This is a genomic window from Curtobacterium sp. MCPF17_047, assembly GCF_003234045.1.
GTDB lineage: Bacteria > Actinomycetota > Actinomycetes > Actinomycetales > Microbacteriaceae > Curtobacterium.
Genome location: NZ_QKSF01000001.1, coordinates 313670 through 337042 on the forward strand (window position 1 = coordinate 313670; position 23373 = coordinate 337042).

Annotated in this window: 24 protein-coding genes and 1 pseudogene; 18 read left to right on the forward strand and 7 right to left on the reverse strand. The window is 72.4% G+C overall.

What is annotated here, in order from left to right; translation table 11 throughout:
- Positions 1-108 precede the first annotated feature (108 nt).
- Positions 109-933 (reverse strand): LuxR C-terminal-related transcriptional regulator, encoded by an 825-nt coding sequence (locus tag DEJ33_RS01595; RefSeq protein ID WP_110903640.1) that lies wholly within the window; start codon positions 931-933, stop codon positions 109-111.
- A gap of 113 nt (positions 934-1046) precedes the next feature.
- On the opposite strand from DEJ33_RS01595, the gene hxlB reads away from it, so the two are divergent.
- On the forward strand, positions 1047-1619 hold the full coding sequence (hxlB, locus tag DEJ33_RS01600; RefSeq protein ID WP_111078408.1) for a 6-phospho-3-hexuloisomerase: 573 nt from the start codon (positions 1047-1049) through the stop codon (positions 1617-1619).
- A gap of 20 nt (positions 1620-1639) precedes the next feature.
- On the forward strand, positions 1640-2269 hold the full coding sequence (gene hxlA / locus DEJ33_RS01605) for a 3-hexulose-6-phosphate synthase (RefSeq protein ID WP_110903642.1): 630 nt from the start codon (positions 1640-1642) through the stop codon (positions 2267-2269).
- 242 nt (positions 2270-2511) lie between these two features.
- Here the strand turns inward: hxlA and DEJ33_RS01610 are convergent, their stop codons facing one another.
- Positions 2512-2877 carry an SHOCT domain-containing protein gene (locus tag DEJ33_RS01610; RefSeq protein WP_111078409.1) on the reverse strand — a complete coding sequence of 122 codons (366 nt, stop codon included), beginning with the start codon at positions 2875-2877 and terminating at the stop codon, positions 2512-2514.
- A gap of 123 nt (positions 2878-3000) precedes the next feature.
- Here DEJ33_RS01610 and DEJ33_RS01615 point away from each other — a divergent pair, with 123 nt between their 5' ends.
- The 3 genes from DEJ33_RS01615 to DEJ33_RS01625 all read left to right on the forward strand — a co-directional run bounded on the left by DEJ33_RS01615 (position 3001) and on the right by DEJ33_RS01625 (position 5741).
- Positions 3001-3678 carry a response regulator transcription factor gene (locus DEJ33_RS01615; protein ID WP_111078410.1) on the forward strand — a complete coding sequence of 226 codons (678 nt, stop codon included), beginning with the start codon at positions 3001-3003 and terminating at the stop codon, positions 3676-3678.
- Positions 3671-5017: a HAMP domain-containing sensor histidine kinase gene (locus tag DEJ33_RS01620; RefSeq protein WP_111078411.1), complete on the forward strand. Its 1347-nt coding sequence runs from the start codon at positions 3671-3673 to the stop codon at positions 5015-5017. The genes DEJ33_RS01615 and DEJ33_RS01620 overlap by 8 nt, the downstream gene beginning before the upstream one ends.
- Before the next feature lie 79 nt (positions 5018-5096).
- Entirely contained in the window at positions 5097-5741 is a 645-nt protein-coding gene (locus DEJ33_RS01625; RefSeq protein WP_111078412.1) for a PepSY domain-containing protein, read from the forward strand.
- Between the two features lie 125 nt (positions 5742-5866).
- Here DEJ33_RS01625 and DEJ33_RS01630 read toward each other — a convergent pair whose 3' ends face one another.
- A complete protein-coding gene (locus tag DEJ33_RS01630; protein WP_110903646.1) occupies positions 5867-7219 on the reverse strand; it encodes an APC family permease in 1353 nt (450 codons plus the stop codon).
- 158 nt (positions 7220-7377) lie between these two features.
- On the opposite strand from DEJ33_RS01630, the gene DEJ33_RS01635 reads away from it, so the two are divergent.
- The 3 genes from DEJ33_RS01635 to DEJ33_RS01645 all read left to right on the forward strand — a co-directional run bounded on the left by DEJ33_RS01635 (position 7378) and on the right by DEJ33_RS01645 (position 11566).
- A complete protein-coding gene (locus DEJ33_RS01635) occupies positions 7378-8148 on the forward strand; it encodes an HAD family phosphatase (protein WP_111078413.1) in 771 nt (256 codons plus the stop codon).
- A complete protein-coding gene (locus tag DEJ33_RS01640; RefSeq protein ID WP_111078414.1) occupies positions 8145-10652 on the forward strand; it encodes a glycoside hydrolase family 65 protein in 2508 nt (835 codons plus the stop codon). Before DEJ33_RS01635 ends, DEJ33_RS01640 begins: the two co-directional genes overlap by 4 nt.
- A gap of 146 nt (positions 10653-10798) precedes the next feature.
- Positions 10799-11566 carry an SDR family NAD(P)-dependent oxidoreductase gene (locus tag DEJ33_RS01645; protein ID WP_111078415.1) on the forward strand — a complete coding sequence of 256 codons (768 nt, stop codon included), beginning with the start codon at positions 10799-10801 and terminating at the stop codon, positions 11564-11566.
- 21 nt (positions 11567-11587) lie between these two features.
- Here the strand turns inward: DEJ33_RS01645 and DEJ33_RS01650 are convergent, their stop codons facing one another.
- Together DEJ33_RS01650 and DEJ33_RS01655 are read right to left on the reverse strand one after the other, a co-directional pair.
- Positions 11588-12175: a DUF1697 domain-containing protein gene (locus tag DEJ33_RS01650; protein ID WP_258374772.1), complete on the reverse strand. Its 588-nt coding sequence runs from the start codon at positions 12173-12175 to the stop codon at positions 11588-11590.
- Positions 12172-12435, reverse strand: coding sequence for a hypothetical protein (locus DEJ33_RS01655; protein WP_110903650.1), 264 nt, complete (start codon positions 12433-12435; stop codon positions 12172-12174). The genes DEJ33_RS01650 and DEJ33_RS01655 overlap by 4 nt, the downstream gene beginning before the upstream one ends.
- Before the next feature lie 133 nt (positions 12436-12568).
- On the opposite strand from DEJ33_RS01655, the gene DEJ33_RS01660 reads away from it, so the two are divergent.
- Positions 12569-13024, forward strand: coding sequence for a hypothetical protein (locus DEJ33_RS01660; RefSeq protein ID WP_111078416.1), 456 nt, complete (start codon positions 12569-12571; stop codon positions 13022-13024).
- 118 nt (positions 13025-13142) lie between these two features.
- Here the strand turns inward: DEJ33_RS01660 and DEJ33_RS01665 are convergent, their stop codons facing one another.
- Entirely contained in the window at positions 13143-14612 is a 1470-nt protein-coding gene (locus tag DEJ33_RS01665) for an NCS2 family permease (protein WP_111078417.1), read from the reverse strand.
- 154 nt (positions 14613-14766) lie between these two features.
- Here DEJ33_RS01665 and folE point away from each other — a divergent pair.
- The 5 genes and pseudogenes from folE to DEJ33_RS01690 form a co-directional block, all read left to right on the forward strand.
- A pseudogene (gene folE / locus DEJ33_RS01670) lies at positions 14767-15333 on the forward strand (GTP cyclohydrolase I FolE); the annotation flags it as partial.
- A gap of 116 nt (positions 15334-15449) precedes the next feature.
- Positions 15450-16391 carry a dihydropteroate synthase gene (gene folP, locus DEJ33_RS01675; RefSeq protein ID WP_111078419.1) on the forward strand — a complete coding sequence of 314 codons (942 nt, stop codon included), beginning with the start codon at positions 15450-15452 and terminating at the stop codon, positions 16389-16391.
- On the forward strand, positions 16388-17134 hold the full coding sequence (locus DEJ33_RS01680) for a pyrimidine reductase family protein (RefSeq protein WP_111078420.1): 747 nt from the start codon (positions 16388-16390) through the stop codon (positions 17132-17134). Before folP ends, DEJ33_RS01680 begins: the two co-directional genes overlap by 4 nt.
- Before the next feature lie 30 nt (positions 17135-17164).
- Positions 17165-17821 carry an HAD-IA family hydrolase gene (locus DEJ33_RS01685; RefSeq protein WP_258374478.1) on the forward strand — a complete coding sequence of 219 codons (657 nt, stop codon included), beginning with the start codon at positions 17165-17167 and terminating at the stop codon, positions 17819-17821.
- 144 nt (positions 17822-17965) lie between these two features.
- Positions 17966-18514, forward strand: coding sequence for a type 1 glutamine amidotransferase domain-containing protein (locus tag DEJ33_RS01690; protein ID WP_111194162.1), 549 nt, complete (start codon positions 17966-17968; stop codon positions 18512-18514).
- A 99-nt stretch (positions 18515-18613) separates the two neighbouring features.
- On the opposite strand, the gene DEJ33_RS01695 is transcribed toward DEJ33_RS01690, so the two are convergent.
- Complete coding sequence (locus tag DEJ33_RS01695; RefSeq protein WP_111078422.1) at positions 18614-19174, reverse strand: molybdenum cofactor biosysynthesis protein; 561 nt, start codon at positions 19172-19174, stop codon at positions 18614-18616.
- Between the two features lie 104 nt (positions 19175-19278).
- Between DEJ33_RS01695 and DEJ33_RS01700 the strand changes: the two genes are divergently transcribed.
- The 4 genes from DEJ33_RS01700 (at position 19279) to DEJ33_RS01715 (ending at position 23352) form a co-directional block, all read left to right on the forward strand.
- Positions 19279-20892 carry a DNA-3-methyladenine glycosylase 2 family protein gene (locus DEJ33_RS01700; protein ID WP_111078423.1) on the forward strand — a complete coding sequence of 538 codons (1614 nt, stop codon included), beginning with the start codon at positions 19279-19281 and terminating at the stop codon, positions 20890-20892.
- Positions 20889-21401 (forward strand): methylated-DNA--[protein]-cysteine S-methyltransferase, encoded by a 513-nt coding sequence (locus tag DEJ33_RS01705; protein WP_111078424.1) that lies wholly within the window; start codon positions 20889-20891, stop codon positions 21399-21401. The genes DEJ33_RS01700 and DEJ33_RS01705 overlap by 4 nt, the downstream gene beginning before the upstream one ends.
- A 219-nt stretch (positions 21402-21620) precedes the next feature.
- Entirely contained in the window at positions 21621-22445 is an 825-nt protein-coding gene (locus tag DEJ33_RS01710; RefSeq protein WP_111078425.1) for an alpha/beta fold hydrolase, read from the forward strand.
- Positions 22446-22464: 19 nt separating this feature from the next.
- The gene (locus DEJ33_RS01715) at positions 22465-23352 is read left to right on the forward strand and encodes a hypothetical protein (RefSeq protein ID WP_111078426.1); all 888 of its coding nucleotides are present in this window, start codon (positions 22465-22467) and stop codon (positions 23350-23352) included.
- Positions 23353-23373: the final 21 nt, after the last annotated feature.

Sequence of the window (23373 nt, forward strand, 5' to 3'; positions counted from 1 at the left end):
GCCGTTCGGCCGAGCACAACCGTGTCCTGCTCGCACCGCGGCATCCCGTGGTTCGAGCGGGTTCCTGTTGGGCTGTGACACCCAACGGTCGCGCCAGCGCGTCGCCGCTCAGCCGGCGTGGGCGTGCGCCGCGAGCTCCGCGCGGGTCCGGGCACCGTGCTTCCGGAGCAGGTTCGCCACGTGGTACTTCACCGTGTTCACGGAGATGCCGAGCCCGTCGGCGATCTCCCGGTTGCCGACGCCGGTCGCGACGAGCCGCAGCACGTCGAGTTCGCGGGGAGTCAGGTCGGAGTCCTCGGGTCCCGGAGCGGAGGCGACAGGCGGGTCGAGCGGCACCGTCACGTCGATCACGGACCCCCACCCGGGCGTCGAGTCCACCCGCATCTGCCCGGCGAGCGCCGCGACCCGTTCGGCGATCGGTCGCATCGCGTCGTCCTGCACGTCGTGCGTCCCGGCACCGTCGTCACGGAGCTGCATGAGCAGGTTCCGGCCGTCGCAGTCCCACTGGATGCGGACGCGGTTCGCCCGCCCCTCGTCGACCAGGGTCAGCACCGCGGTCCGGACCACGGCCCGGGCAGCGTGCGCGACGTCCCCGGGCAGCGCACGTCCGTTCGCGGGGGGTTCGACGAACTGCACGTCGAGGTCACCGAACCGGACGAGGGGTCGCAGGTCGGCACGGAGGCGCGAGAACGCCCCGGCGACGGGCTCCAGCAGGACCTCGCGCTGCCGGTCCGTCGACGTCCGCAGGTCCACGAGCGCGGCCGACGCGATCTCGACCGCCTCAGCCCGGGCCGCGGCGTCGCCGACCCGGGGCGAGCGGAGCACCGCCAGCACGGACTCCAGCGTGAGCGTGTGCCGGTCGGTCCGGTCGGCGAGGAGGCGAGCGTGCTCGGCTGGGGTGATCCGGGCCTCCCGGCCGTGCTGCGTGTCCATCCGGACGAACCTACCCGCCCTGCCCATCCCTGGACAGGGAGCCGTCCGAACGGGTGGGACGCCCGCCGTGTCGGGTAGCGGTGTGTCCAGCGGTCGACGCGCATGCTCGTTGCATGTCCCAACAGACGCTCGCCGCCGCGCTCGACCTCGTCAGCCACGAACTCGACGACCTCGTCGACGGGGTGGCTGAGGGCGACCAGGCGGCTTCCGCCCGTGCGCTCGACCTGCTCGACGGTGCCGAACGCGTGTTCGTGCACGGCGCCGGACGGTCCGGGCTCGCGCTGCGGATGACCGCGATGCGGCTCATGCACCTCGGCCTCGACGTGCACGTCGTCGGCGAGGTCACGGCCCCCGCGATCGAGCCGGGCGACGTCCTGCTCACCGCGAGCGGATCGGGCACCACCGGCAGCATCGTGCAGGCCGCACGGACCGCGGTGGACGTCGGCGCGAAGGTCGTCGCCGTGTCGACCACGTCCTCGTCGCCGCTCGCCGAGCTGGCCGAGGTCACCCTCGTGCTGCCGGCAGCGACGAAGACCGACCGATCCGGCACCGCATCGGCCCAGTACGCCGGCAGCCTGTTCGAGCAGGGCGTCGTCCTGCTCGGCGACGCGCTGTTCCACGCGCTCTGGCAGCGCAGCGGACACTCCGCCGACGACCTCTGGCCGCGGCACGCCAACCTCGAATGACCCCTCCGGAAGGAACCACCATGCAGCTCCAGTTCGCCATCGACACCCTCTCCACCGAGACCGCCCTCGAACTCGCCGCCGCGGCAGCCCCGCACGTCGACATCCTCGAGCTCGGCACCCCGCTCGTGAAGAGCGCCGGCGTCGCCGCCATCACGGCGATGAAGGAAGCCCACCCGGACAAGATCGTGTTCGCCGACCTCAAGACGATGGACGCCGGTGAGCTCGAGGCCGACATGGCGTTCCAGGCCGGCGCTGACCTGGTCACCGTGCTCGGTGTCGCCGGGGACAGCACCATCGTCGGCGCGGTCGCCGCGGCGAAGAAGCACGGCAAGGGCATCGTCGTCGACCTGATCGGCGTCCCCGACAAGGCCGCTCGTGCCCGCGAAGTCACCGAGCTCGGCGTCGAGTTCGTCGAGGTGCACGCCGGCCTCGACGAGCAGGCCGAAGAGGGCTTCACCTTCGACACGCTCCTCGACGAGGGCAAGGCCTCGGGCGTGCCGTTCTCGATCGCCGGCGGTGTGAAGGCCGCCACGGTCGCCTCGGTCAAGGCAGCGGGAGCCCGCGTCGCCGTCGCCGGCAGCGCGATCTACAGCGCCTCGGACGTCGGCGCTGCCGCCGCCGAGATCCGCGCCGCGATCGACGCCGCGTAGTCCTCTCCGCAACACGCAACGTGGGCGGTTCCACGCGACGGTACTCCGTTGCGTGGTGTCGCCCACGTTGCGTTCCGTGGGGCTCGGCCCTCGAGACGCCGCTCGGTCTTCGAGACGCCGCGGCATCCGGCGGCGTCTCGAGGAGAACAGGGCGTCGCGGAGAGACGGGGCGTCTCAGCAGCGGGACGATCGTCGAGGTGCCGCAGGCGCGAGTGGGGTCTCGAGCTGACCGGCGCAGGCCCCTACGGGCGCAACGCGTCCGACCGCGCCGCTCGGTGCTCCTCGTCGGTGATGACCCCGCGCCGGTGCAGGTCGTCGAGTTCCGCGAGCCGCTGCTCGAGGGTCGTCGTCGGCGCGAGCGCACGGGACCGCATCGCGGAGTGCGCGAGATCCTCCTCGATCGTGAACGGGTTCTGGCCGCGCTTCGCCATCCGGGTGCTGCGGTACACCGCGATGCCGACCGACACGACGATGCCGATCACGATCAGCACTCCGACGACGGTGATGAGCGTCGAGGCAGTCGAGAAGGTCCGCGAGAAGTCGTCGACCGGCCAGGAACCGCCATCGGTGGAGAACGCTGGGTCGAAGCCGGACGCGATGCTGATCATGGAGAGCCCCCTCGTCGTCCCGAGAGTAGCGCCCGACGGGGACGACGAGCCGCACCCCGTCCGAGGGACCCCTGTACGGCCCGGCTTCAGCCCCGGTTCAGGCCGCCCCGCCATGCTCGGACGATGCGCGTGCTGGTGGTCGACGACGAAGTCCGGCTCGCCGAGGGCATCCGCAACGGGCTGCAGGCCGAGGGCTTCGCCGTCGACGTCGCCCACGACGGGGTGGACGGGCTCTGGTACGCCCGTGAGAACCCGTACGACGCGATCGTCCTCGACCTGATGATGCCGGGCATGAGCGGCTGGAAGGTGTGCGAGACGCTCCGCGCCGAGCAGGACTGGACCCCGGTGCTCATGCTCACCGCCAAGGACGGCGAGTGGGACCAGGTCGACGCCCTCGACGCCGGCGCCGACGACTACGTCACGAAACCGTTCTCGTTCCCGGTGCTCGTCGCGCGTCTCCGTGCGCTCGTCCGGCGCGGATCCCGGGAACGCCCCACGGTCCTCCAGGCCGGCGACCTGCGTCTGGACCCGGCGGAGCGACGGGTGTGGCGGGGCGAGGTCCTGCTCGACCTGACCAGCCGGGAGTTCACCGTCCTCGAGTACCTCATGCGCCACCCCGGCCAGGTATTGTCGAAACGGGACGTCATCGCCAACGTCTGGGACGACGACTTCACCGGCGACCCGAACATCGTCGAGGTCTACGTCGGTCACCTCCGCCGCGCGGTCGACCGCCCGTTCGGCCGGAACGCCATCGAGACCGTCCGCGGGGCCGGGTACCGCCTCGACGTCGACGGTGGCTGAGCGCCCGCCCCGTCGCTCTCGCCGGCCCGTCTCCATCCGGACGCGGGCGACGGGAGGCGCGGCCCTCGTCGTCCTCGTCGCCCTCGTCATCGGGGCGGTCGCCTTCGTCGGCGTCCTCCGCACCTCGCTGTCCGACGGTGTCCAGACCGCCGCGGAGCAGACCCTCGACGGCCTGAGCACCCGTGTGGAGGCCGACGGCCCCACCGCCGTGGAGGCGGAGGACGACGACGTGCTGGCCCAACTGCAGGACGGCGACGGCCGCGTGCTGGCCCGCGCCGACGACACTCCCGCCCGGCCGCTCGACACCGCCGAGCAGTCGCGCACCCGGCACGACGGCGACCGGTGGCTGCTCGTCGCCGACGACGTCGACCTGCCGGGCGGCGGTGACGGGGTCCTGGTCGTCGGCGCTCCCCTCGAGGACGCCGACGCCGCCGTCCGGACCGTCAGCGTGCTGCTGGTGGTGGCGGTCCCGGTGGTCGTGGCACTGATGTCGCTCGTGACCTGGTTCGTCGTCGGCCGTGCGCTCCGCCCGGTCGACCGGATGCGCCGCGAGGTGGACGCCGTCGAGGGCACGAACCTGCACGCCCGGGTCGACGAACCGGGCTCCGGGGACGAGGTCGACCGGCTCGCCGCGACCATGAACCGGATGCTCGGACGGCTCGAAGCGTCGCAGCAGGCGCAGCGGCAGTTCGTCTCCGACGCCTCGCACGAACTCCGCTCCCCACTCGCGACGATCCGGCAGCACGCCGAGGTCGCCCGCGCCCACCCGGACGTCACCGGCACCGCGGACCTCGCCGACGTCGTGCTCGACGAGGGTGCGCGGCTGCAGGAGCTCGTCGAGTCGCTGCTCCTGCTCACCCGCGTCGACGAACGCGGACGCGACCGGGACCGGGCGGTGGACCTCGACGACCTCGTGTACGCCGAGGCCTCCCGACCGCGCTCGGTGCAGGGCGCGGCCGTCCGGGTCGACGTGTCCGGTGTCGCCCCGGCGCGGGTCAGCGGTGACGACCGGCTGCTCGGCCGGGTGGTCCGGAACCTGGTCGACAACGCCGTCCGGCACGCCGCGGACACGGTCGTCGTCGGTCTCCGGACCGACGGTGGTGGTGCGGTGCTCACCGTGGACGACGACGGGCACGGCGTCCCCGAGGCCGACCGGGCCCGGGTGTTCGAGCGCTTCGTACGACTCGACGAGGGCCGGGCGCGGGACGCCGGCGGATCCGGGCTGGGGCTCGCGATCGTCGACGCCGTCGTCCGCGGGCACGGCGGCAGCGTCACGGTGTCGGCGGCGCCCAGCGGGGGAGCGCGGTTCACGGTGCGGCTGCCGCTGCTGCAGGACTGAAGCGGCGACGTCCGGCTGCCCGGGCGTCGCCCCAGGTCGCTTCAGGTCTGCTTCAGTGCCCGTTGCCCAGGGTGGTCACATGCAGACCACGAAGAAGACCACCACCCGCCGCATCGCGCTCCTCACCGCACTCCCGCTCGTCGGGGCCATGGCGCTCGCCGGCTGCTCGTCCGACGACGACGACCGCGACGACGTCGCCGCACCGGCAGCCTCCGCTCCGGCAACCACCGCGACCGAGGGCAGCACCGGTGCCAGCGCCCCCGCCTCGGGCAGTGCCGCCGGGAACGACGCCCTCACCGCCGCCGCCGGGACCGCCCGGAAAGCCGTCGGCTCCGGCACCGTGACCTCGATCGAGCAGGAGGCCGGCGGTACCTCGTGGGAGGTCCTCGTCGTCACCTCCGACGGCAACGAGCAGGAGGTCCACGTCGATGCCGACGGCCAGCGCACCACCGCGGGCCCGACGAAGGAGACCTCGGACGCCGAGGACGTCACGGAGGCCAAGCGGTTCGTCGGTGCCGCCGACCTCTCCGTCGCGCAGGCCGCCTCGACACTGACGAAGACCGTCTCCGGCACCGGCACCGTCACCGAGCTCGGCCTGGACGACCACGCGGGCGCGGTCGTCTGGGAGGGCGACGTCCTCGACGGATCCGGCACGAAGCACAGCATCCGCATCGACGCCGGCAGCGGCGAGGTCGTCACGAACACGGTCGACACCGAGGACTGACCCCGGCGGCACGAGCCGGGTCGTGACCTGTACTGATCGCAACCGACGGCGCAGGTTCCGGGGCGGGCCGCGTGGCGGACGTGGAGCGGGCCTCCAGAGCGGTCGGGAGGCCCGCCCCGCCACCGTCAGCGGGCCGACGTCTCCGAATCGGTGCGTTCCCGGCCCCGCGTGGCCCGGGCGATGAAGTACAGGACCACGCCGACCGCGAGCAGCACCGCCGCGTACAGCCAGACCTGCCCGCTCTGCTGGGTGAGCAGCAGGATGCAGGACGCGACGCCGAGCACGGGCACGAACGTCCACACCCGGAAGTGCTCGTGTTCGACCCGGTCCTTGCGGAGCACGAGCACCGCGATGTTCGTGCTGATGAACACGAAGAGCAGCAGCAGGACCACCGTCTCGGCGAGTGTGCCGACGTCCCCGACGAGGGTCAGGAGCATCGCGACCACGGTCGTCGCGATGATCGCCGTCCAGGGGGTCTTCCGGTTCGGCAGGACCTTGCCGAGCAGACGCGGCAGCAGGCGCTGCTCGGCCATCCCGTAGGTGACGCGGCTCGCCATGATCATCGTGAGCAGGGCGCCGTTCGCGACGGCGACCAGGGCGATGATGCTGAACACCCACTCGGGGATCGGGACGCCGGTGGCGGCGACGACCGCCAGGAGCGGACCGCTCGAGTCGGACAGCTCCGACGCCGGCAGCGCGATCGAGCTGGCCAGCGCGACGAGCACGTACACGACACCCGCGGTGGCGAGGGAGCCGAACAGGGCACGCGGGTACACCTTGCGGGGTTCGCGGACCTCCTCGGCGACGTTCGCCGACGTCTCGAAGCCGACGAACGAGTAGTAGGCGACGATCGCGGCGCTGAGGGTCGCGAGTGCCGGGTTCGCCTCCGCGGGGAACGCGCCGACACGCGAGACGTCCCCGCCGCCGCCGCCCATCATCACGGCGACCGTGACGATGACGATGACCAGACCGGAGAGCTCGATGATCGTCATCACGACGTTGCTCCGCAGCGAGTCCGAGATGCCGCGGGCGTTGAGGCAGGCGACGAGGGCCAGGAACACGATCGCGGCCGGCACCGGCGGGACGTCGATGAACGTCCCGAGGTAGTCACCGGCGAAGGCGAGCGACAGACCCGCGGCGCTCGTGACACCGGCGGCGAGCATCGAGAACCCGACCAGGAACGACACCAGCGGCACCTTGTACGCACGCTCGGCGAACACCGCGGCGCCACCGGCCTTCGGGTACTTCGTGACGAGTTCGGCGTACGAGCCGGCGGTCAGCAGCGCCAGCAGCAGGGCGAGCACCAGCGGCGCCCAGAGCGCACCACCGACGTCCTTGGACAGGGTGCCCATCAGCGCGTAGATGCCCGCGCCGAGCACGTCGCCGAGGATGAACAGGAACAGCAGGGGACCGGTGATCGCCTGCTTGAGCTTCGATCCGGTCCCGTCCTGCGCCGGCGCTGAGGTGTCAGTGGTCATGTCGCGAGCGTCCCGGGACCCGGCTGGACGCGGGTCCAGGTCCGCGCTCCCCGGACGTGCGCGGCACGCTCCCCACCTGGAACCCGGCGCGGCGGAGCGGTCCTAGAGTTGACCCCGCAGCAACCGTGATCGACACCGCTCCCCTGGAAGGTCTGCCCATGACGTCGTCGGACCGGCGAACCCCTGCACCGCTCGCTGACCAGCGGGCGCTCCTCTTCGACCTGGACGGCGTCCTCACGCCCACGGCCGAGGTGCACATGCGTGCCTGGAGCCGCCTCTTCACGCCCTACCTCGACCACCACGGGGTTGCGCCGTACACCGAGCAGGACTACTTCGCGTACGTCGACGGCAAGCCCCGGTACGACGGAGTCCGCTCGCTCCTGCAGGCCCGCGGCATCGACCTCCCCGAGGGCACCCCCGAGGACGACGCCTCGCTCGACACCGTCTGCGGGCTCGGCAACCGGAAGAACGCTGAGTTCACCGCCGAGCTGCAGGAGCACGGTGTGGCGCCCTACCCCGGCTCGGTGCGGTTCCTCACCGCGGCGATCGACGCCGGGTACGAGGTCGCCGTCGTGTCCAGCTCCGCGAACGCGAAGCAGGTGCTCCGGACCGCGGGCATCATCGACCGCTTCGACGTCATCGTCGACGGTGCCGTCGCCCGCGCGGACGGCCTCGCCGGCAAGCCCGCGCCCGACACCTACCTGGATGCTGCGACGCGCTTCGGCCTGACCGCCGCGCAGTGCGTCGTCGTCGAGGACGCCACCAGCGGCGTCGAAGCCGGCCGCAACGGGGCGTTCGGCCTCGTGATCGGGGTCGACCGCGGCGCCGGTGCCGACTCCCTCCGCGAGCACGGCGCGGACGTCGTCGTGACGGACCTCGCCGACCTGCTCCCCGACCTGCCTCCCGTCGAACCCCGGAAGACCGCATGAACCCCATCACCTCCGACCCCCTCGACCGCGTCCGGTACCCGGTCGACGAGTGGGCGCTGATCGAGACCGAGTACGCGGACGAGCAGGGCGTCGACGAGACGAACTTCGCCGTCGGCAACGGGTACCTCGGCCTCCGCGGCAACTTCGACGAGGGCCGCGGCGGCGTGCAGTACGGCACGTACATCAACGGCTTCCACGAGACCTGGCCGATCCGGCACGCCGAGACGGCCTTCGGGTTCGCGAAGACCGGGCAGACGATCATCAACGTCCCGGACGCCAAGGTCATCCGCCTGTACGTGGACGACGAGCCGCTCGTCCTGTCCGAGGCGGACATCCTGCGGCACACCCGTCGGCTCGACTTCCGCGGGGGCTACCTGCTGCGTGAGACGGAGTGGTCGACGCCGTCCGGCAAGCGGGTGCTCATCCGCTCCCGGCGCCTGGTGTCCTTCGTCGAACGGCACCTCGCCGTCATCGACTACGAGGTCACCATGCTCGACCACGACGCCTCCGTCCTGCTGTCGAGCCAGGTGCTCAACCGCCAGGACGTCGCCGACGAGTACCACGCCGGCATGAAGGCGGCCGCGGCGGCCTTCGACCCGCGCAAGGCCGAGTCCTTCACCGACCGGGTGCTGCAGCCGCGGCTCAAGCGGAACGCGGGCTCGCGCTCCCTGCTCGGCTACCAGGCCACCAGCTCCGGCATGACGATCTGCGTCGGCGTCGAGCACCGCCTGGAGACCGAGAACAGCTGGGACGAGACCTCGAGCATCGAGGACGACCTGGCCAAGCACGTCTACCGGGTCCAGGCGAAGGCCGGGCAGCCGATCCGTCTGGTCAAGAGCGTCGTCTACCACACGTCCCGCGGCGTCCCGGCGCGTGAGCTCGCCGACCGCTGCGACCGCACCCTCGACCGCGCGAAGTACGAGAGCGTGGAGCAGGTCTTCGGGGACCAGCGCAAGTGGCTCGACGACTACTGGGCGCGCAGCGACGTCGAGATCGCCGGTCAGCCCGAGATCCAGCAGGCCGTCCGGTGGAACCTGTTCCAGCTCGCGCAGGCCACCGCCCGGACCGACGGCCACGGCATCGCAGCGAAGGGCGTCACGGGCTCCGGCTACGGCGGCCACTACTTCTGGGACATGGAGATCTACGTCCTGCCGTTCCTGTCGTACACGGCGCCGATCGTCGCCCGGAACGCGCTCCGCTTCCGCTACAACATGCTCGACGCCGCCCGGTCCCGGGCCCGCGAGCTGAACCAGCGCGGAGCCCTGTTCCCGTGGCGCACGATCAACGGCGAGGAGTCCAGCGCGTACTACGCCGCCGGCACCGCCCAGTACCACATCGACGCGGACATCGCCCACGCGCTCATGCAGTACGTGCGGGCCTCCGGCGACACCGACTTCCTGAAGCGCGGCGCGATCGACATCCTCGTCGAGACCGCCCGACTGTGGGAGGACCTGGGGTTCTGGCGCTCGAACGGCGACCAGAAGTTCCACATCGACGGCGTCACCGGCCCGGACGAGTACACGACCGTCGTCGACGACAACATGTACACGAACGTGATGGCGCGGGCGAACCTGTGGTCCGCCGTCAACGCCTGTCGGCAGCTGGCCGTCGACGACCCGGACGAGTACGCCCGCATGGTCCGTCGCACCGGGCTCGACCCGGACGAGGTCGTCAACTGGGAGCGGGCCGCCGAGTCGATGGAGATCCCCTTCGACCCGCACCGTGGCATCCACCCGCAGGACGCCCAGTTCCTCGACAAGGAACTGTGGGACCTCGAGCGCACGCCCGAGTCCAAGCGGCCGCTGCTGCTGCACTACCACCCGCTGGTCATCTACCGGTTCCAGGTGCTCAAGCAGGCCGACGTCGTGCTCGCCCTGTTCCTGCAGGGCCACGAGTTCACGCCCGCCGAGAAGCGCCGCGACTTCGACTACTACGACGCCCTGACCACCGGCGACTCCACCCTGTCCGCGGTCGTGCAGTCGATCATGGCGGCCGAGGTCGGGTACTGCGAACTCGCCGACCAGTACTTCCAGACCGCGCTGTACGTCGACCTCGCCGACCTGCACGGCAACACCACGGACGGCGTGCACATCGCGTCGACCGGCGGCATCTGGGGTGCGCTCGTCAACGGCTTTGGCGGCATGCGGGACCACGGTGGACGCCTGACGTTCAACCCGCGACTGCCCGTCGACTGGGACCGCCTGACCTACCGGATGACCGTGCACGGCTCGCGGGTCCGCGTCGACCTCGAGGAGGACTCGCTGACCTTCACCGTGGAGACCGGCGGCGGCTTCGTCGCGTGGGTGCACAACCAGCAGATCGAGGTCACCCCCGGTGAGCCGACCGTCGTGCCGCTGCCCCACCAGGGTCCCCGCATGTCCGGTCACGCGCCGACGACGAGCGACATCCAGGGCACGCTCCGCGCCGACGGCTCCGTGATCACCGCCTCCATCCCGACGATCTCGCTGGAACGCGACATGGAGCACGAGGACACCACCGCGTAGTCCGCTCTGGAGGCCCGTCCTCTGTCCGCCCCGATGCCCGCCCCCGTCTGGACCACCGTCCAGGCCGGGGCGGGCACCGTGGTCTCCCGTGTCCTCCGGGCCGACGGCGTCCCTCCACGGGGACCACCGACGCGAGAGGGAACACCATGGGCAAGCGGTTCGAGGGCAAGGTCGCGATCGTCACGGGGGCGGGGTCCGGCATCGGTGCGGCCACCGCGCGTGCGTTCGTCGCGGAGGGCGCCGGCGTCGTCCTGGTCGACAGCGTCGAGGAGAAGGTCCGCGACGTCGCCGACTCGCTGCCGACCGCCCAGGCGCTGTGGCTGCAGGCCGACGTCGCCGACCCGGACGCGTGGCAGACGGTCGTGGACGCGGCGATCGACCGCTGGGACCGCTTGGACGTGCTGGTGAACAACGCCGGCACGTTCACCTCGGGCGACATCACCGACATCTCGCCGGACGAGTGGCGCCGGGTGGTCGAGACCGACCTGTCGAGCGTGTTCTACGGCACCCGGGTCGCGCTGCCGTTCCTGCGGGAGACGAAGGGGTCGATCGTGAACACGTCATCGGTGTCCGGTGAGGCCGCGGACTGGCGGATGAGTCCCTACAACGCGGCGAAGGGCGGCGTCTCGAACTTCACCAAGGCTGCTGCCCTGGACAACGGCGGGTTCGGTGTCCGGGTGAACGCCGTCGCACCCGGCCTGATCTGGACGGACCTGACGCAGTCGCAGGCGGAGGACGAGGAGCTCAAGCGGGAGTTCTCGGAGCGCATCGCCCTCGGCCGCGGGGGCCGTTCGGAGGAGGTCGCCGCGGCGGTGCTCTTCCTGGCCAGCGACGACGCGTCGTTCATCACCGGGGCGATCCTGCCCGTCGACGGCGGCACCATGGCGAGCAACGGACAGCCGGCGCAGGCCTGACGTCGGCGCCCGCTGCTCCGGTCAGAGGAGCTTGCGGAGCGTGTTCGTGTTGCGGGCCGTCGTCGTCCGCTTGAAGCGGGCGGCACCGGCGCGCTTCGCGAAGGTGGTCGACGTGCTCGACCCCTTCGGGCACGACCAGTAGACGACACCGTCGCCCCGGGCGACCTGCTCGATCGCCGGGTCGAGGTCGAGCCCGGCGAGCAGGTCGTCGAGCGCGGCGGGCTCGGAGGCGAACACGACGTAGTCGTGGCGGTCGGCCGTCGACGCGAAGGGGAACGCCGCGACGAGGTCGGCCAGGGAGTCGTGCCGGACGAGCACGATCCAGGCGTCGTACCCGAAGCGGTCCCGGAGCGCCTGCTCGATCGAGGACCGCAGCACCGCGGGATCGACCGGGTCGGCGGCGGTGAAGACGACGTTGCCGGAGGCCAGGACCGTCCGGACGTCGGCGTGCCCCAGGGAGCGGAACAGCTCGGCGAGGTCCGCGCTCCGGATCGTGATGCCGTTCACGTTGACCCCGCGCAGCAGCGCCACCCAGTTCGTCATGCCGCGACCGTAGCGCGCGTCGGCGACCGGGTCCACGCGGGTCGTGGCCGCGTCGGTGCGGCTCACGTCCAGGTCCGGGCGACGGTCCAGCCGCCACCCTCTGGCACGATGTCGACCACCAGGGTCTCCCCGTCCTCCGCGGTGGCCTGGAAGCGCCACCCGGCGGTGCGCTCCGGCGCGTGGGTGATGGCGGTGGGCAGGTCGGCCGGGGTCGTGGTCAACCGGGTCGGGACGTCGGAGACGCGCCAGCGTCGCCCGAGCCACACCAGTCGGACGGGTGCGCCGCCGGTCCACCACACGGTGACAGCGGTGTCGACGATCATCATCAGGAGCCTCCTCGTTCGAACGTGTGTTCGAATGCTAGGTCGACCGCCCGACACCTGCAAGCGGCCCGGCGCGCCGTGTTCGTCCCCCGGAGCGCGGCGGGACAGCCGGAGGCCGGTCGTGTAGACGGGCATCATGACGAACGACGACAACCAGGGTCCCGACGCCGCACACCAGGTCCCGGACGGGGTCTCCGAAGCGACGGTGGAGGCCCTCGGCAGCCTCTCTGCGGCGATCGAGGTCATCGAGCACGCCCGCGGCCTGCTCTACGGGTTCCACCGGCTGACCGGCACCGCCGACCTGAACATCGGCGAGGCGGTGGAGCAGCTGCGGAAGGCCGGGCACACCGAACTCGCGGAGCGCATCGACACCGAGCTCGTCGGCCGCAACGTCATCGCCGGGCGGTGGACGTTCCAGATCGTCGAGGACTACGACGACGGCTACTACGCGACCGCGAAGGAGCTCGAGCGGACCGCGCGCGAGCAGCTCGTCGGCGGCAAGCGCCACCTGTTCGAGGCGGGCATGAAGGAGGACCGGCGCACGCCGGCCCAGCCCCACCACGAGGCGACACCGGCCGACCTGCCGGACTGATCCGGGCCTCCCGAACGCCGAGACGCCGAGACGCCGAGACGCCGCCAGGCTGTCGAGACGCCGCCAGTTTCGGCGGCGTCTCGACGCCATGGCGGCGTCTCGGCGTTCGGGGGCGGGGTCAGCCGACGCCGAGCAGGGCCTCCAGCGGACCGCGTGCGAAGTAGAGCAGGAAGCCGGCGGCGACGACGTAGAGCAGCCACGAGACCTGCCGGCCCTTGCCGGACAGCGCCTTGATGAGCACCCAGCTGATGAAGCCGGCGCCGATGCCGTTCGCGATCGAGTACGTCAGCGGCATCACGACGATCGTCAGGAACGCCGGCAGCGCCGACCCGAAGTCGGTCCAGTCGATGTCCGCGACCTGCGCGACCATGAGCGCACCGACGACGACGAGCCCGGCGGCGGCGACCTCGAGCGGGACGACCTGCGTCAGCGGGGTCAGGAACATCGAGGCCAGGAACAGCAGACCGGTCACGACCGAGGCCATGCCGGTCCGGGCGCCCTCACCGATGCCGGCGGCGGAGTCGATGAACACGGTGTTCGACGACACCGAGGCGCCACCACCGGCGATCGCCCCGGCACCCTCGACGACGAGCGCCGCACGGAGGCGGGGGAACGTGCCGTCCTTCTCCGCGACGCCCGCGGCCTTCGCCAGGCCGGTCATCGTGCCCATGGCGTCGAAGAAGTTCGTGAAGACCAGCGTGAAGACGAGCATCGACGCGGCGAGCGGACCGATCCGGGCGAACGCACCGAAGTCGAACTGACCGACGAGCGACAGGTCGGGCAGCGCGAACAGCGCGCTCGGCAGCCCCGGCGCGTTGAGGTTCCAGCCGGTCTTCGACTCCACCGAGGTCGGCACGTGGAACACGGCCTGCAGGATGACCGCGATGACGGTCGTCGCGATGATGCCGATGAGCAGCGCGCCCTTGACCTTCCGCGCCATGAGCGTGCCGATGATCACCAGGCCGATGAGGAACACGATCGTCGGCAGGGCCCCGACCGAGCCGTCCTCACCGAGCTGCAGCGGCGGGGACGCGAGCCCCGAGGACCGCACGAAGCCGGAGTCGACCAGCCCGATGAACGCGATGAACAGGCCGATGCCGACCGTGATCGCCGCCTTGAGCTGCGCGGGCACCGCCGTGAAGATCATCGTCCGGATACCGGTCAACGCAAGGATCACGATGATCACGCCGTTGATGACGACGAGGCCCATCGCCTCGGCCCACGTCACCTGGTGCACGACGCTGACGGCGAGGAACGAGTTGATCCCGAGGCCTGCCGCGATGCCGAACGGCAGGTTCGCGACGAGGCCCATCGCGATGGTCATCAGCCCGGCGACCAGGCCGGTGGCCGCGGCCACCTGAGCGTTCTCGAGCCATCCGCCGCTGACGTCCTTGGCGGCCTGGTCGGCACTGAAACCACCGAGGATGAGCGGGTTGAGGATGACGATGTAGGCCATCGTCACGAAGGAGACGAGACCACCACGGATCTCGCGGGGGATGGTCGATCCGCGCTTCGTGACCGAGAAGAAGCGGTCGAGGCCGGATGCGACGCGGTTCCGGGGCGGGCTGGATGTCTGCGGGGCGCTCACCGGGGGAGTTTAAAGGAACCTGGGACCGCGGGCACGTCGGGGCGGCAGGGTAGCCGTCCTGGAGGCCCGATCCTGCTGGTCGGGGTACGTCACCGCGTTCCGTGGTCAGTTGCACTACCGCTCGGCGGTGTTGGATGAGCGGGTGACGCAGCGCATGGACCGTGCCCGTGTCGAGGCCGCCGTGCGGGAGCTGCTGGCGGGCATCGGCGAAGACCCCGACCGACCCGGACTGGAGCGGACCCCGCAACGGGTCGCGGACGCGTACACGGAGTTCTTCGCCGGGCTCGACCAGGACGCCACGCAGATCGCCCGGGACGGCACCGTGCCCGCCGGTGACGGCGAACGCGGTGACCTGGTGATCGTCCGCGACATCCGGTTCCGGTCGGTGTGCGAGCACCACCTGCTCCCCTTCCTCGGCACCGCCCACCTGGCGTACGCACCGGGCGAGCGACTGATCGGCCTGGGGACGCTGGCGCGGGTGGTGGAAGCACTTGCCTCCCGTCCGCAGCTGCAGGAGCGCCTCGGCGAGCAGGTCGTCGCCGCGGTGCAGGACGGCCTCGAGGCACGGGGTGTCCTCGTGGTGCTCGACGCCCAGCACCAGTGCGTGACGACCCGGGGTGAGCGGCAGACGAGCTCCACGACCGTCACCGTCGCGGCGAGCGGGATCCTCGCTGAGGCGGCCGGGCGCGCCGAGGCGATCGCCCTCATCGGGGCCGGAGCCGGAGCCGGGGCCGGGGCCGGAGCCAGGGCCGCAGCCGGGGCCGGAGCCGGAGCCGCAGCCGGGGCCGGAGCCGCTGCCGACACCGCAGCCGGAGCCGGCGCCGGGGCGGACGCCTGATGCGCGTCGGACTCGGTACGGGCCTCCCGTCCGGTGCGGCCGGCGCGACCGGACCCGGGTGGGTGGTCCCGGACCTGGGCCAGCCGATCCGGACCATCGGCCGCCGTACCTTCGACTTCGACCACCGCATCGCCGTGATGGCGATCGTGAACCGCACCCCCGACTCGTTCCACGACAAGGGCCGCACGTTCGCCCTGGACCACGCGGTCGAAGCCGCGGTCACCGCCGCCGAGCAGGGCGCCGACTGGGTCGACATCGGCGGGGTGAAGTTCGCCCCGGGGCCGGAGTTGTCCGCGGCCGACGAGATCGAGCGCGTCCTCCCGGTCGTCGAGCAGGTCGCCGAGCAGTCCGACGTGACGATCAGCGTCGACACCTTCCGGCCCGAGGTCGCGGCCGCCGCGATCGCCGCCGGTGCCAGCGTCGTCAACGACACCACCGGCCTCGCCGACCCGCGGATGGCCGCCGTCGTCGCGGACTCGGACGCGACGATCGTCATCACGCACTCGCTCGCGGCGCCACGGCAGGAGTACCCGAAGCCGCAGTACGCCGACGTGGCGGGCGAGGTCGCGGCCTTCCTGCGGCTGCGTGTCGACCGGGCGCTCGAGGCGGGCATCTCCGAGGACCGGATCATCATCGACCCCGGGCACGACCTCAACAAGACGACCGTGCACACGCTCGAGCTGACCCGGCGCCTGCCGGAGGTCGTCGCCCTCGGCTACCCGGTCCTCGCCGCGGTGTCGAACAAGGACTTCGTGGGGGAGAGCCTCGGCCGTCCCCGCGGCGAACGGCTGTCCGGGACGCTCGCGGCCGCGACGGTGAGTGCCATGCTCGGCGCCCGCATCGTCCGGATGCACGACGTCGTCGAGTCCGTCGACGCGATGCGCATGGTCGAGACCGTCCTCGGCTGGCGAGCGCCCCTGGAAGCGAGGCACAACACGTGACGCACCTGCCCGACCCGATCTCCGACCTGTCCGACGACGAGCTGCTCGACGTCTACAGGGACGGTGCGGAGGGCACCGCTGACGGCGGCTGGCTCCGCGTCAACTTCGTCAGCTCCCTCGACGGCTCCTCGACCGCCTCCGGGAAGTCCGGCTCGCTGGGCGGGGACGACGACCTGCGCGTGTTCGACCTGCTGCGCCGGGTCGCCGACGTCGTCCTGGTCGCCGCGGGCACCGTCCGCGACGAGGGGTACGGGCCGATGGTGCTGCACGACGCCGACGTCGCCTGGCGCCGGGAGCACGGCCTGTCCGACCACCCGGTGTTCGCGATCGTGACGGGGTCACTCGGCCTCGACCCGGCATCGCGGGTGTTCACCGACGCGCCGGTCCGGCCGGTCGTCCTGACCTCGGCGTCCGCGGACCCCTCGCGGCGACACGCGCTCGAGGCCGTCGCGGACGTGGTGTCCTGCGGCGAGGACTCCGTCGACCCGGCCCAGGTCCGGGCCGCCCTGGTCGACCGGGGCTTGCCGACCATCCACTGCGAGGGCGGGCCGTCGTTCCTCGGTGCCCTGGTGGCGGCGGACCTGGTCGACGAGCTGTGCCTGTCGATCGACCCGTCGCTCGAGGGCGGCGAGGGGGGACGCATCGTGCACGGGTCGTCGCCGGAGCTGCGGTCGATGCGGCTCGCGCACGTGCTGCACGGGGCCGGGGACGTGCTGCTGACGCGGTACGTGCGTGCGCGATGACGGCGCCGGGTGGCAGGTAGGGTCGGCACCGTGATCGACGTCGTGGTGTCCGGGGTCCTGTTCGACATGGACGGGACGCTCGTCGACTCGACCGCCATCGTCGAGGGTGCGTGGGGTCGCTTCGGCGCCGACCACGACCTCGACCCGCAGACGATCCTCGGCTTCTCGCACGGCCGGCAGACGATCGACACGATCCGGCACTTCCTGCCCGACCTCGCACCCGACGAGCAGCGTCGGGTCGCACTCGAACTCGTCAACGACGAGGTCGAGAACACCGAGGGCATCATCGAGGTCCCGGGTGCCGGCGCCTTCGTCCGCCGACTGCTCGCCGCCGGCGTGCCCGTCGCGCTGGTCACCAGCGCCCCGCGGGACCTCGCCGTGAACCGGATGCGCGCCGCGGACGTGCCCGTCCCCGACGCCGTGGTCGCCGCCGACGACGTCGAGCACGGCAAGCCGCACCCGGACGGCTACCTGCGCGGTGCGGCCCTGCTCGGGGTCGCGGCCGAGGACTGCCTGGCGTTCGAGGACGCACCCGCCGGCCTGGAGGCTGCGCTCGCCTCCGGTGCGACGACCGTCGCCGTCGGGCCGCTCGCCCCCGCCGACCTGCCGGCGGACCTGGTGCGGATCACCGGGTACGACGGGGTCACGGTGACGGCCGAGGGCGACGGGTTCCGCATCCACGGCTGAGCTCAGCGCGAGCGGTGGGCCGGTCCGCGCACTCCGGTCCGCGCACTCCGGCTGGACGCCCCCGGCGCACTGCGAACGCGTCCAGCGGCGTCCGACGACCGTGGTGTGCGCAGCCGGAGACCCCGGTCTGCGGAAGGAGTGACCATGGCAGCCCTCGACGGCAAGAAGATCCTCGTCATCGCGACGAACTACGGCGTGGAGCAGGACGAGATCGTCGTCCCCACCGAGCAGCTCCGGGAGCGCGGCGCCACCGTGACCGTCGCCGCGAAGGAGTCCGGCCCGATCCAGACCCTGGTCGGTGACAAGGACCCGGGCAAAAGCGTCGACTCCGACACCACCCTCGACGGTGTCTCGGCCGGTGACTTCGACGCGCTCGTCGTCCCCGGCGGCACGATCAACGCCGACACGATCCGCCAGGAGCCCACCGCGATCGACCTCGTCAGGGCGTTCGTCGAGGCCGGCGAGCCGATCGCGGCGATCTGCCACGGCCCGTGGACCCTCGTCGAGGCCGGTGTCCTGCCGGGTCGCACGATCACCTCGTTCCCGTCGCTGCAGACGGACGTCCGCAACGCCGGTGCCGAGTGGGTCGACCAGGAGGTCCAGGTCGACGAGACCGGCAGCACGATCATCACCTCGCGGAACCCCGGCGACCTGCCGGCGTTCGTGGACGCGATCCAGGCCGCGCTCGCCTGACCCCTCGCAACACGCAACGTGGGCGGCAGCGCGCAGCGGTACTCCGTGGCGTGGTGCCGCCCGCATTGCGTTTCGCGGGCCGGCGGGCGGCGGGCCCGGTCAGGCGACGGGGACCGCAAGCGCCGTGCGGAGCACCGCGGGGCCGAGGGTGAGCACCCCGTCGGACTCCGGGTCGCACCGCACCCCGCCACGCCCGCGCATCGCCCGGAACGCTCCCGGCGCCATCTCGGTGTCCATCCACGCGCACGGGTTCGCCGGCCGGTACCCGCGGAACAGGACCGGGCCGTCGCCGGAGTCCAGGGAGAACGGCTCGCCCCGCAGCGCCTCGACGTCGACGCCGCGCAGGAACACGTTCCGCCGGGTCGCCGCCGGGTCGACCGACACCCCGAGCTCGCGGCCGACCGCCTCGAGGCCCGCGACCCCGATCAGGGTCACCGAGGCGTGCACGTGCGCCCGGGCGGCGAAGTAGCGGTCGCCGACGATGCCGAGTCCGGCGCGCAGTTCGACGCGGTCGCGGAGTTCCTCCTCGTCCGCCGGTGACGCCCCGTCCGCGGGACGCCCCTCGTAGCGGTGGCGCCGGGAGACCAGCAGCATCGTCACCTCGACGTCGCGGGCGTGCGGCAGCGCGACGGAGGCGACCGGGTCGACGACGGGAGCCATGCGGACGACGCTAGCCGTGCCTCCCGGCCGGCCCGTCCATCCGCGGTGCTGCGACGTCCGATTCCCGCCAGTCCGCTGTCGTCGGCGCATGTCAGGCTGACCACATGACCATCACCGGAGCGGATGCGCTCCACGACGAGCGGTACCGGATCGCGGCGTCCCGGGACGCCCGGTTCGACGGGCAGTTCGTCACGGCCGTGCACTCCACCGGTATCTACTGCCGCCCGAGCTGCCCCGCCCGCACACCCCGCTCGGCGGGCGTCACCTTCTACCGGACGAGTGCCGCCGCGCACCTCGCGGGGTTCCGCGCCTGCCGCCGCTGCCTGCCCGAGGCGACCCCCGGCAGCCCCGAGTGGGACCTCCGCGAGGACGTCGCGGCCCGTGCGATGCGCCTGGTCCTCGACGGTGTCGTGGAACGGGAGGGCGTCCCCGGCCTCGCGGGGCGCGTCGGCTACTCGGAGCGGCAGCTCAACCGGATCATGACCGACGAGCTCGGCGCCGGACCGAAGGCCCTGAGCCGCGCACACCGGGCGCAGACCGCGCGGACCCTGCTCACCTCGTCCGACCTGCCGATCGCGGACGTCGCCTTCGCCGCAGGGTTCGCGAGCATCCGCCAGTTCAACGACACCGTGCGCGAGGTCTTCGCGCTCACACCCACCGAGTTGCGTGCCCGACGACGGACCGCGCCGGGTGGTGACGGCGCGCTGCGCGTGCACCTGCCGGCGCGGCCGCCGTTCGACGTGCAGGGGCTCCTCGAGTGGCATGCGCTGCATGCGCTCGCCGGCATGGAGCAGGTCGGGTTCGACGCGGCGGGGCGGGTCGCCTCCTACGGGCGGGTGCTGGACCTGCCGGGAGGCCCGGGCTGGTTCCGCGCGACGGCTGCGGGTGCCGACACGGCCGGGTCCGGTGCTCGTGTCGGCCGGGTGCGGACCGGGCTGGACCTGCTCGTCCGGCTCACCGACCTGTCCGACCTGCCGACCCTCGTGGCCCGGGTGCGGGCGCTGTTCGACCTCGACGCCGATCCGGTGGCGGTGGACACCGCCCTCGCAGCCGTGCCCGAGCTCGCACCGGTCGTCGCACGCGTGCCCGGCATGCGGCTGCCGGGGGCGGTGGACCCGCACGAGGTGGTGTTCCGGACCCTGATCGGGCAGCAGGTGTCCGTCGCGGCGGCCCGGACGGCGCAGACACGACTCGTCGCGGCGTTGGGGGAGCGGGTGGCGACGGGGCTCGTGCCGGGTGTGGTCGAGGGGTCGGGTGCCTCCGATCTCGATGGGTCCCTCGTGCGGCTGTTCCCCCGCGCCGCGGTGATCGCCGAGCGCGGGCGGGAGGTCCTCCGCGGCCCCGCAGCCCGTGTCGACACGATCATGCGGGTCGCTGCGGCGCTCGCCGACGGCACGCTGGGCGTCCACGGCGGGCAGTCGCTCGACGAACTCCGCTCCGGCCTGCTCGCGGTGAAGGGCATCGGACCGTGGACGGCGGACTACGTCGCTCTGCGGGTGCGGCACCACCCCGATCTCTTCCTGCACAGCGACCTCGCCGTGCGGAACGGTGCACAGGAACTCGGGCTGCCCGGGACGGCGCGTGCACTCTCCCTATGGTCGGAACGGGTGGCCCCCTGGCGGAGCTACCTCACGATGCACTGCTGGCGGCCGATCATCGATCGCGCGATGGACCGGACCGCAGCGACCTCCACGAACCCCGGGAAGGAACCCCGATGAACGACGCCGTCCTCACCACCCTCTCCACCCCCGACGGGCCCTTCACCGTGCTCGAGGACGACCGCGGGCGGGTCCTCTCCTCGGGGTGGACCGCCGATCCCGACCGGATCCTCGCGCGCCTGGCCGAACGGCACCGGCCGACGCGGGTCCTCGACGGGCAGGTCCGCGCTGCCGACGCCGTGGACGCCTACTACGCGGGGGAACCCGAGCACGCCATGCAGGTCCCCGTCCACCAGGTCGGCACCGAGCTCTTCGCCGAGGGCTGGCGGCGTCTGCGGGACATCCCCGCCGGGTCGACCCTGACGTACACGGCCTTCGCCAGTGCGATGGGCCGGCCGGACGCGGTCCGTGCTGCCGCCAGTGTCTGCGCCCGGAACGCACCCGCACTGTTCGTCCCCTGCCACCGGGTGCTCCGTTCGGACGGGTCCCTCGGCGGGTTCGCGTGGGGACTCGACGTCAAACGGGCGCTGCTCGAACGCGAATCCGTGGCCGCCGACGCCCTCGTCTGAGCGGCCCCTCGGACAGGTGACGCGTTCACAGCGAGCACCAAGCGCTCCCCCAGGACGTGGGTGGTGACGCGGAGCCCCGGGCCTGTCAGACTCGCGACGACGGCGTGGCCCACGAACACCGTGGACCGAGAGCAGCGTCGAGCGCGATGCGTGTGGCACCTCGAGGTGCGGCACGACCGGGGACGCGCCACCCGCCGTCGAGACCGAACGAGGACGCCCATGACGACCACCGCCGACCGATCGGTGCTGTCTGCGGACGGCACGCGGATCGCGGTCTCGTCGAGCGGCGACGGGCCCGCGCTCGTGGTCGTGGGCGGGGCCTTCGATCACCGGGGCACACCGTTCGTGGACGGAGTGGTCGCCGCGTTCTCCGACCGCTACCGGGTCGTCACCTACGACCGGCGCGGACGCGGGGAGAGCGGCGACACCCGGCCGTGGTCCGTCACGCGGGAGATTGAGGACCTGGCCGCCGTGGTCGCCGACGTCGGCGCCCCCGTCGACCTGCTCGGCATCTGCGTCGGTGCCGCCGTCGTGCTGCACGCCGTCGCCACCGGGGTCCCGGTCGGCCGGGCCGTCCTCTACGAACCGCCGTACCGCGCGAGTGTCGACGCGCACGCCGACGACGTCCTGTTCGCCGACCGCCTCGACGAGATGATCGCCGGCGGACGTCGAGCCGCCGCGGTCCGTGCCTACCTCACCCGGGTGCTCGGCGTCCCGATGCTCCAGGTCTCCGCCGTGCCCCTCAAGCCGAAGCTGTGGAAGGCGCTGCTCGCTGACGCCGGTGTCCTCGGCCGCGACGTCCGCGTGCTCAGCGGGCTCGTGGTGCCGGAGCGGGCGCTCGCCGCCGTGGGCATCCCGGTGCTCGTCGCCGCGGGTACCAGCGGCCCGACCTGGACCCGGGCGGCCGCCCGCGCCGTGGTCGAGACCGTGCCGGGTTCCACGTCCGTGGTGCTCGAGGGACAGGGGCACGTGCCGGACCCCGCGGTCCTGCGGAGCACGGTCGACGGCTTCCTCCAGGCCCAGCCCAGTCCCGACCCGCACTGACCTGGGCCAGGATGGACGGGTGAACGCACCCCGCCTCGGACTCCTGCTCGACGTCGACGGCCCGATCGCCAGTCCGCTCTCGCGGACCATCGCGATCCCGAGCATCGTCGAGGACCTCGTCGCCCTGGCGGCCGAGGGCATCCCCGTGGTGTTCAACACCGGCCGCAGCGACGCCTTCATCCGAGAGCAGGTCGTCGGCCCGCTCCTCGCCGGCGGTCTCGCGGCCGGCGGCCGGGTGCACGCGGTGTGCGAGAAGGGTGCCGTCTGGTGCTCGATCGGCCCGCAGTTCCCGGACGGCATGGGTGACCTGACCGTCGCCGAGGACCTGGCGCTGCCGGAGGACTTCGCCGACGAGATGCGTGGGCTCGTCCACGACGAGTACGCCGACCTGGTGTTCTTCGACGAGACGAAGCACGCGATGGTGTCGATCGAGCAGCTGGTGGACGTCGACAACGCGGCGTACCTGGCCCGGCAGCCGGACTTCGACGCCCGGGCGATGTCCGCGCTCGAGCGTCGCGGGCTCGGCGTCCGTCGCCTGGACGACGTCCGGCCGGATGATCGGGGAGCCGTGGACTGGCGCGTCGACCCGACCATCATCTCGACCGACATCGAGTCCGACCGCAGCGGCAAGGACCTCGGGGCCGAGCGTGCGCTGGAGCTCCTGGCCGAGGACGGTGCCCTGCCGCTGGAGTGGCGCACGGTGGGCGACTCCCGGAGCGACTACGCGATGGCCGACTGGCTGCACGCGAACGGACACCGGGTCGCGCACGTGGACGTCCGACCGGCTGACGGGGTGCCCGAGACGCCGTACCCGGTGCTCACCGCGCCGGAGGGGGTCATCCACGACGAGGCCGGCGCCCGGTTCCTCCGGGCCTGGCGCGAGGGACGTTCCGACTCGGCGGTCTGACCGGACCCGCGACCGGCCCTG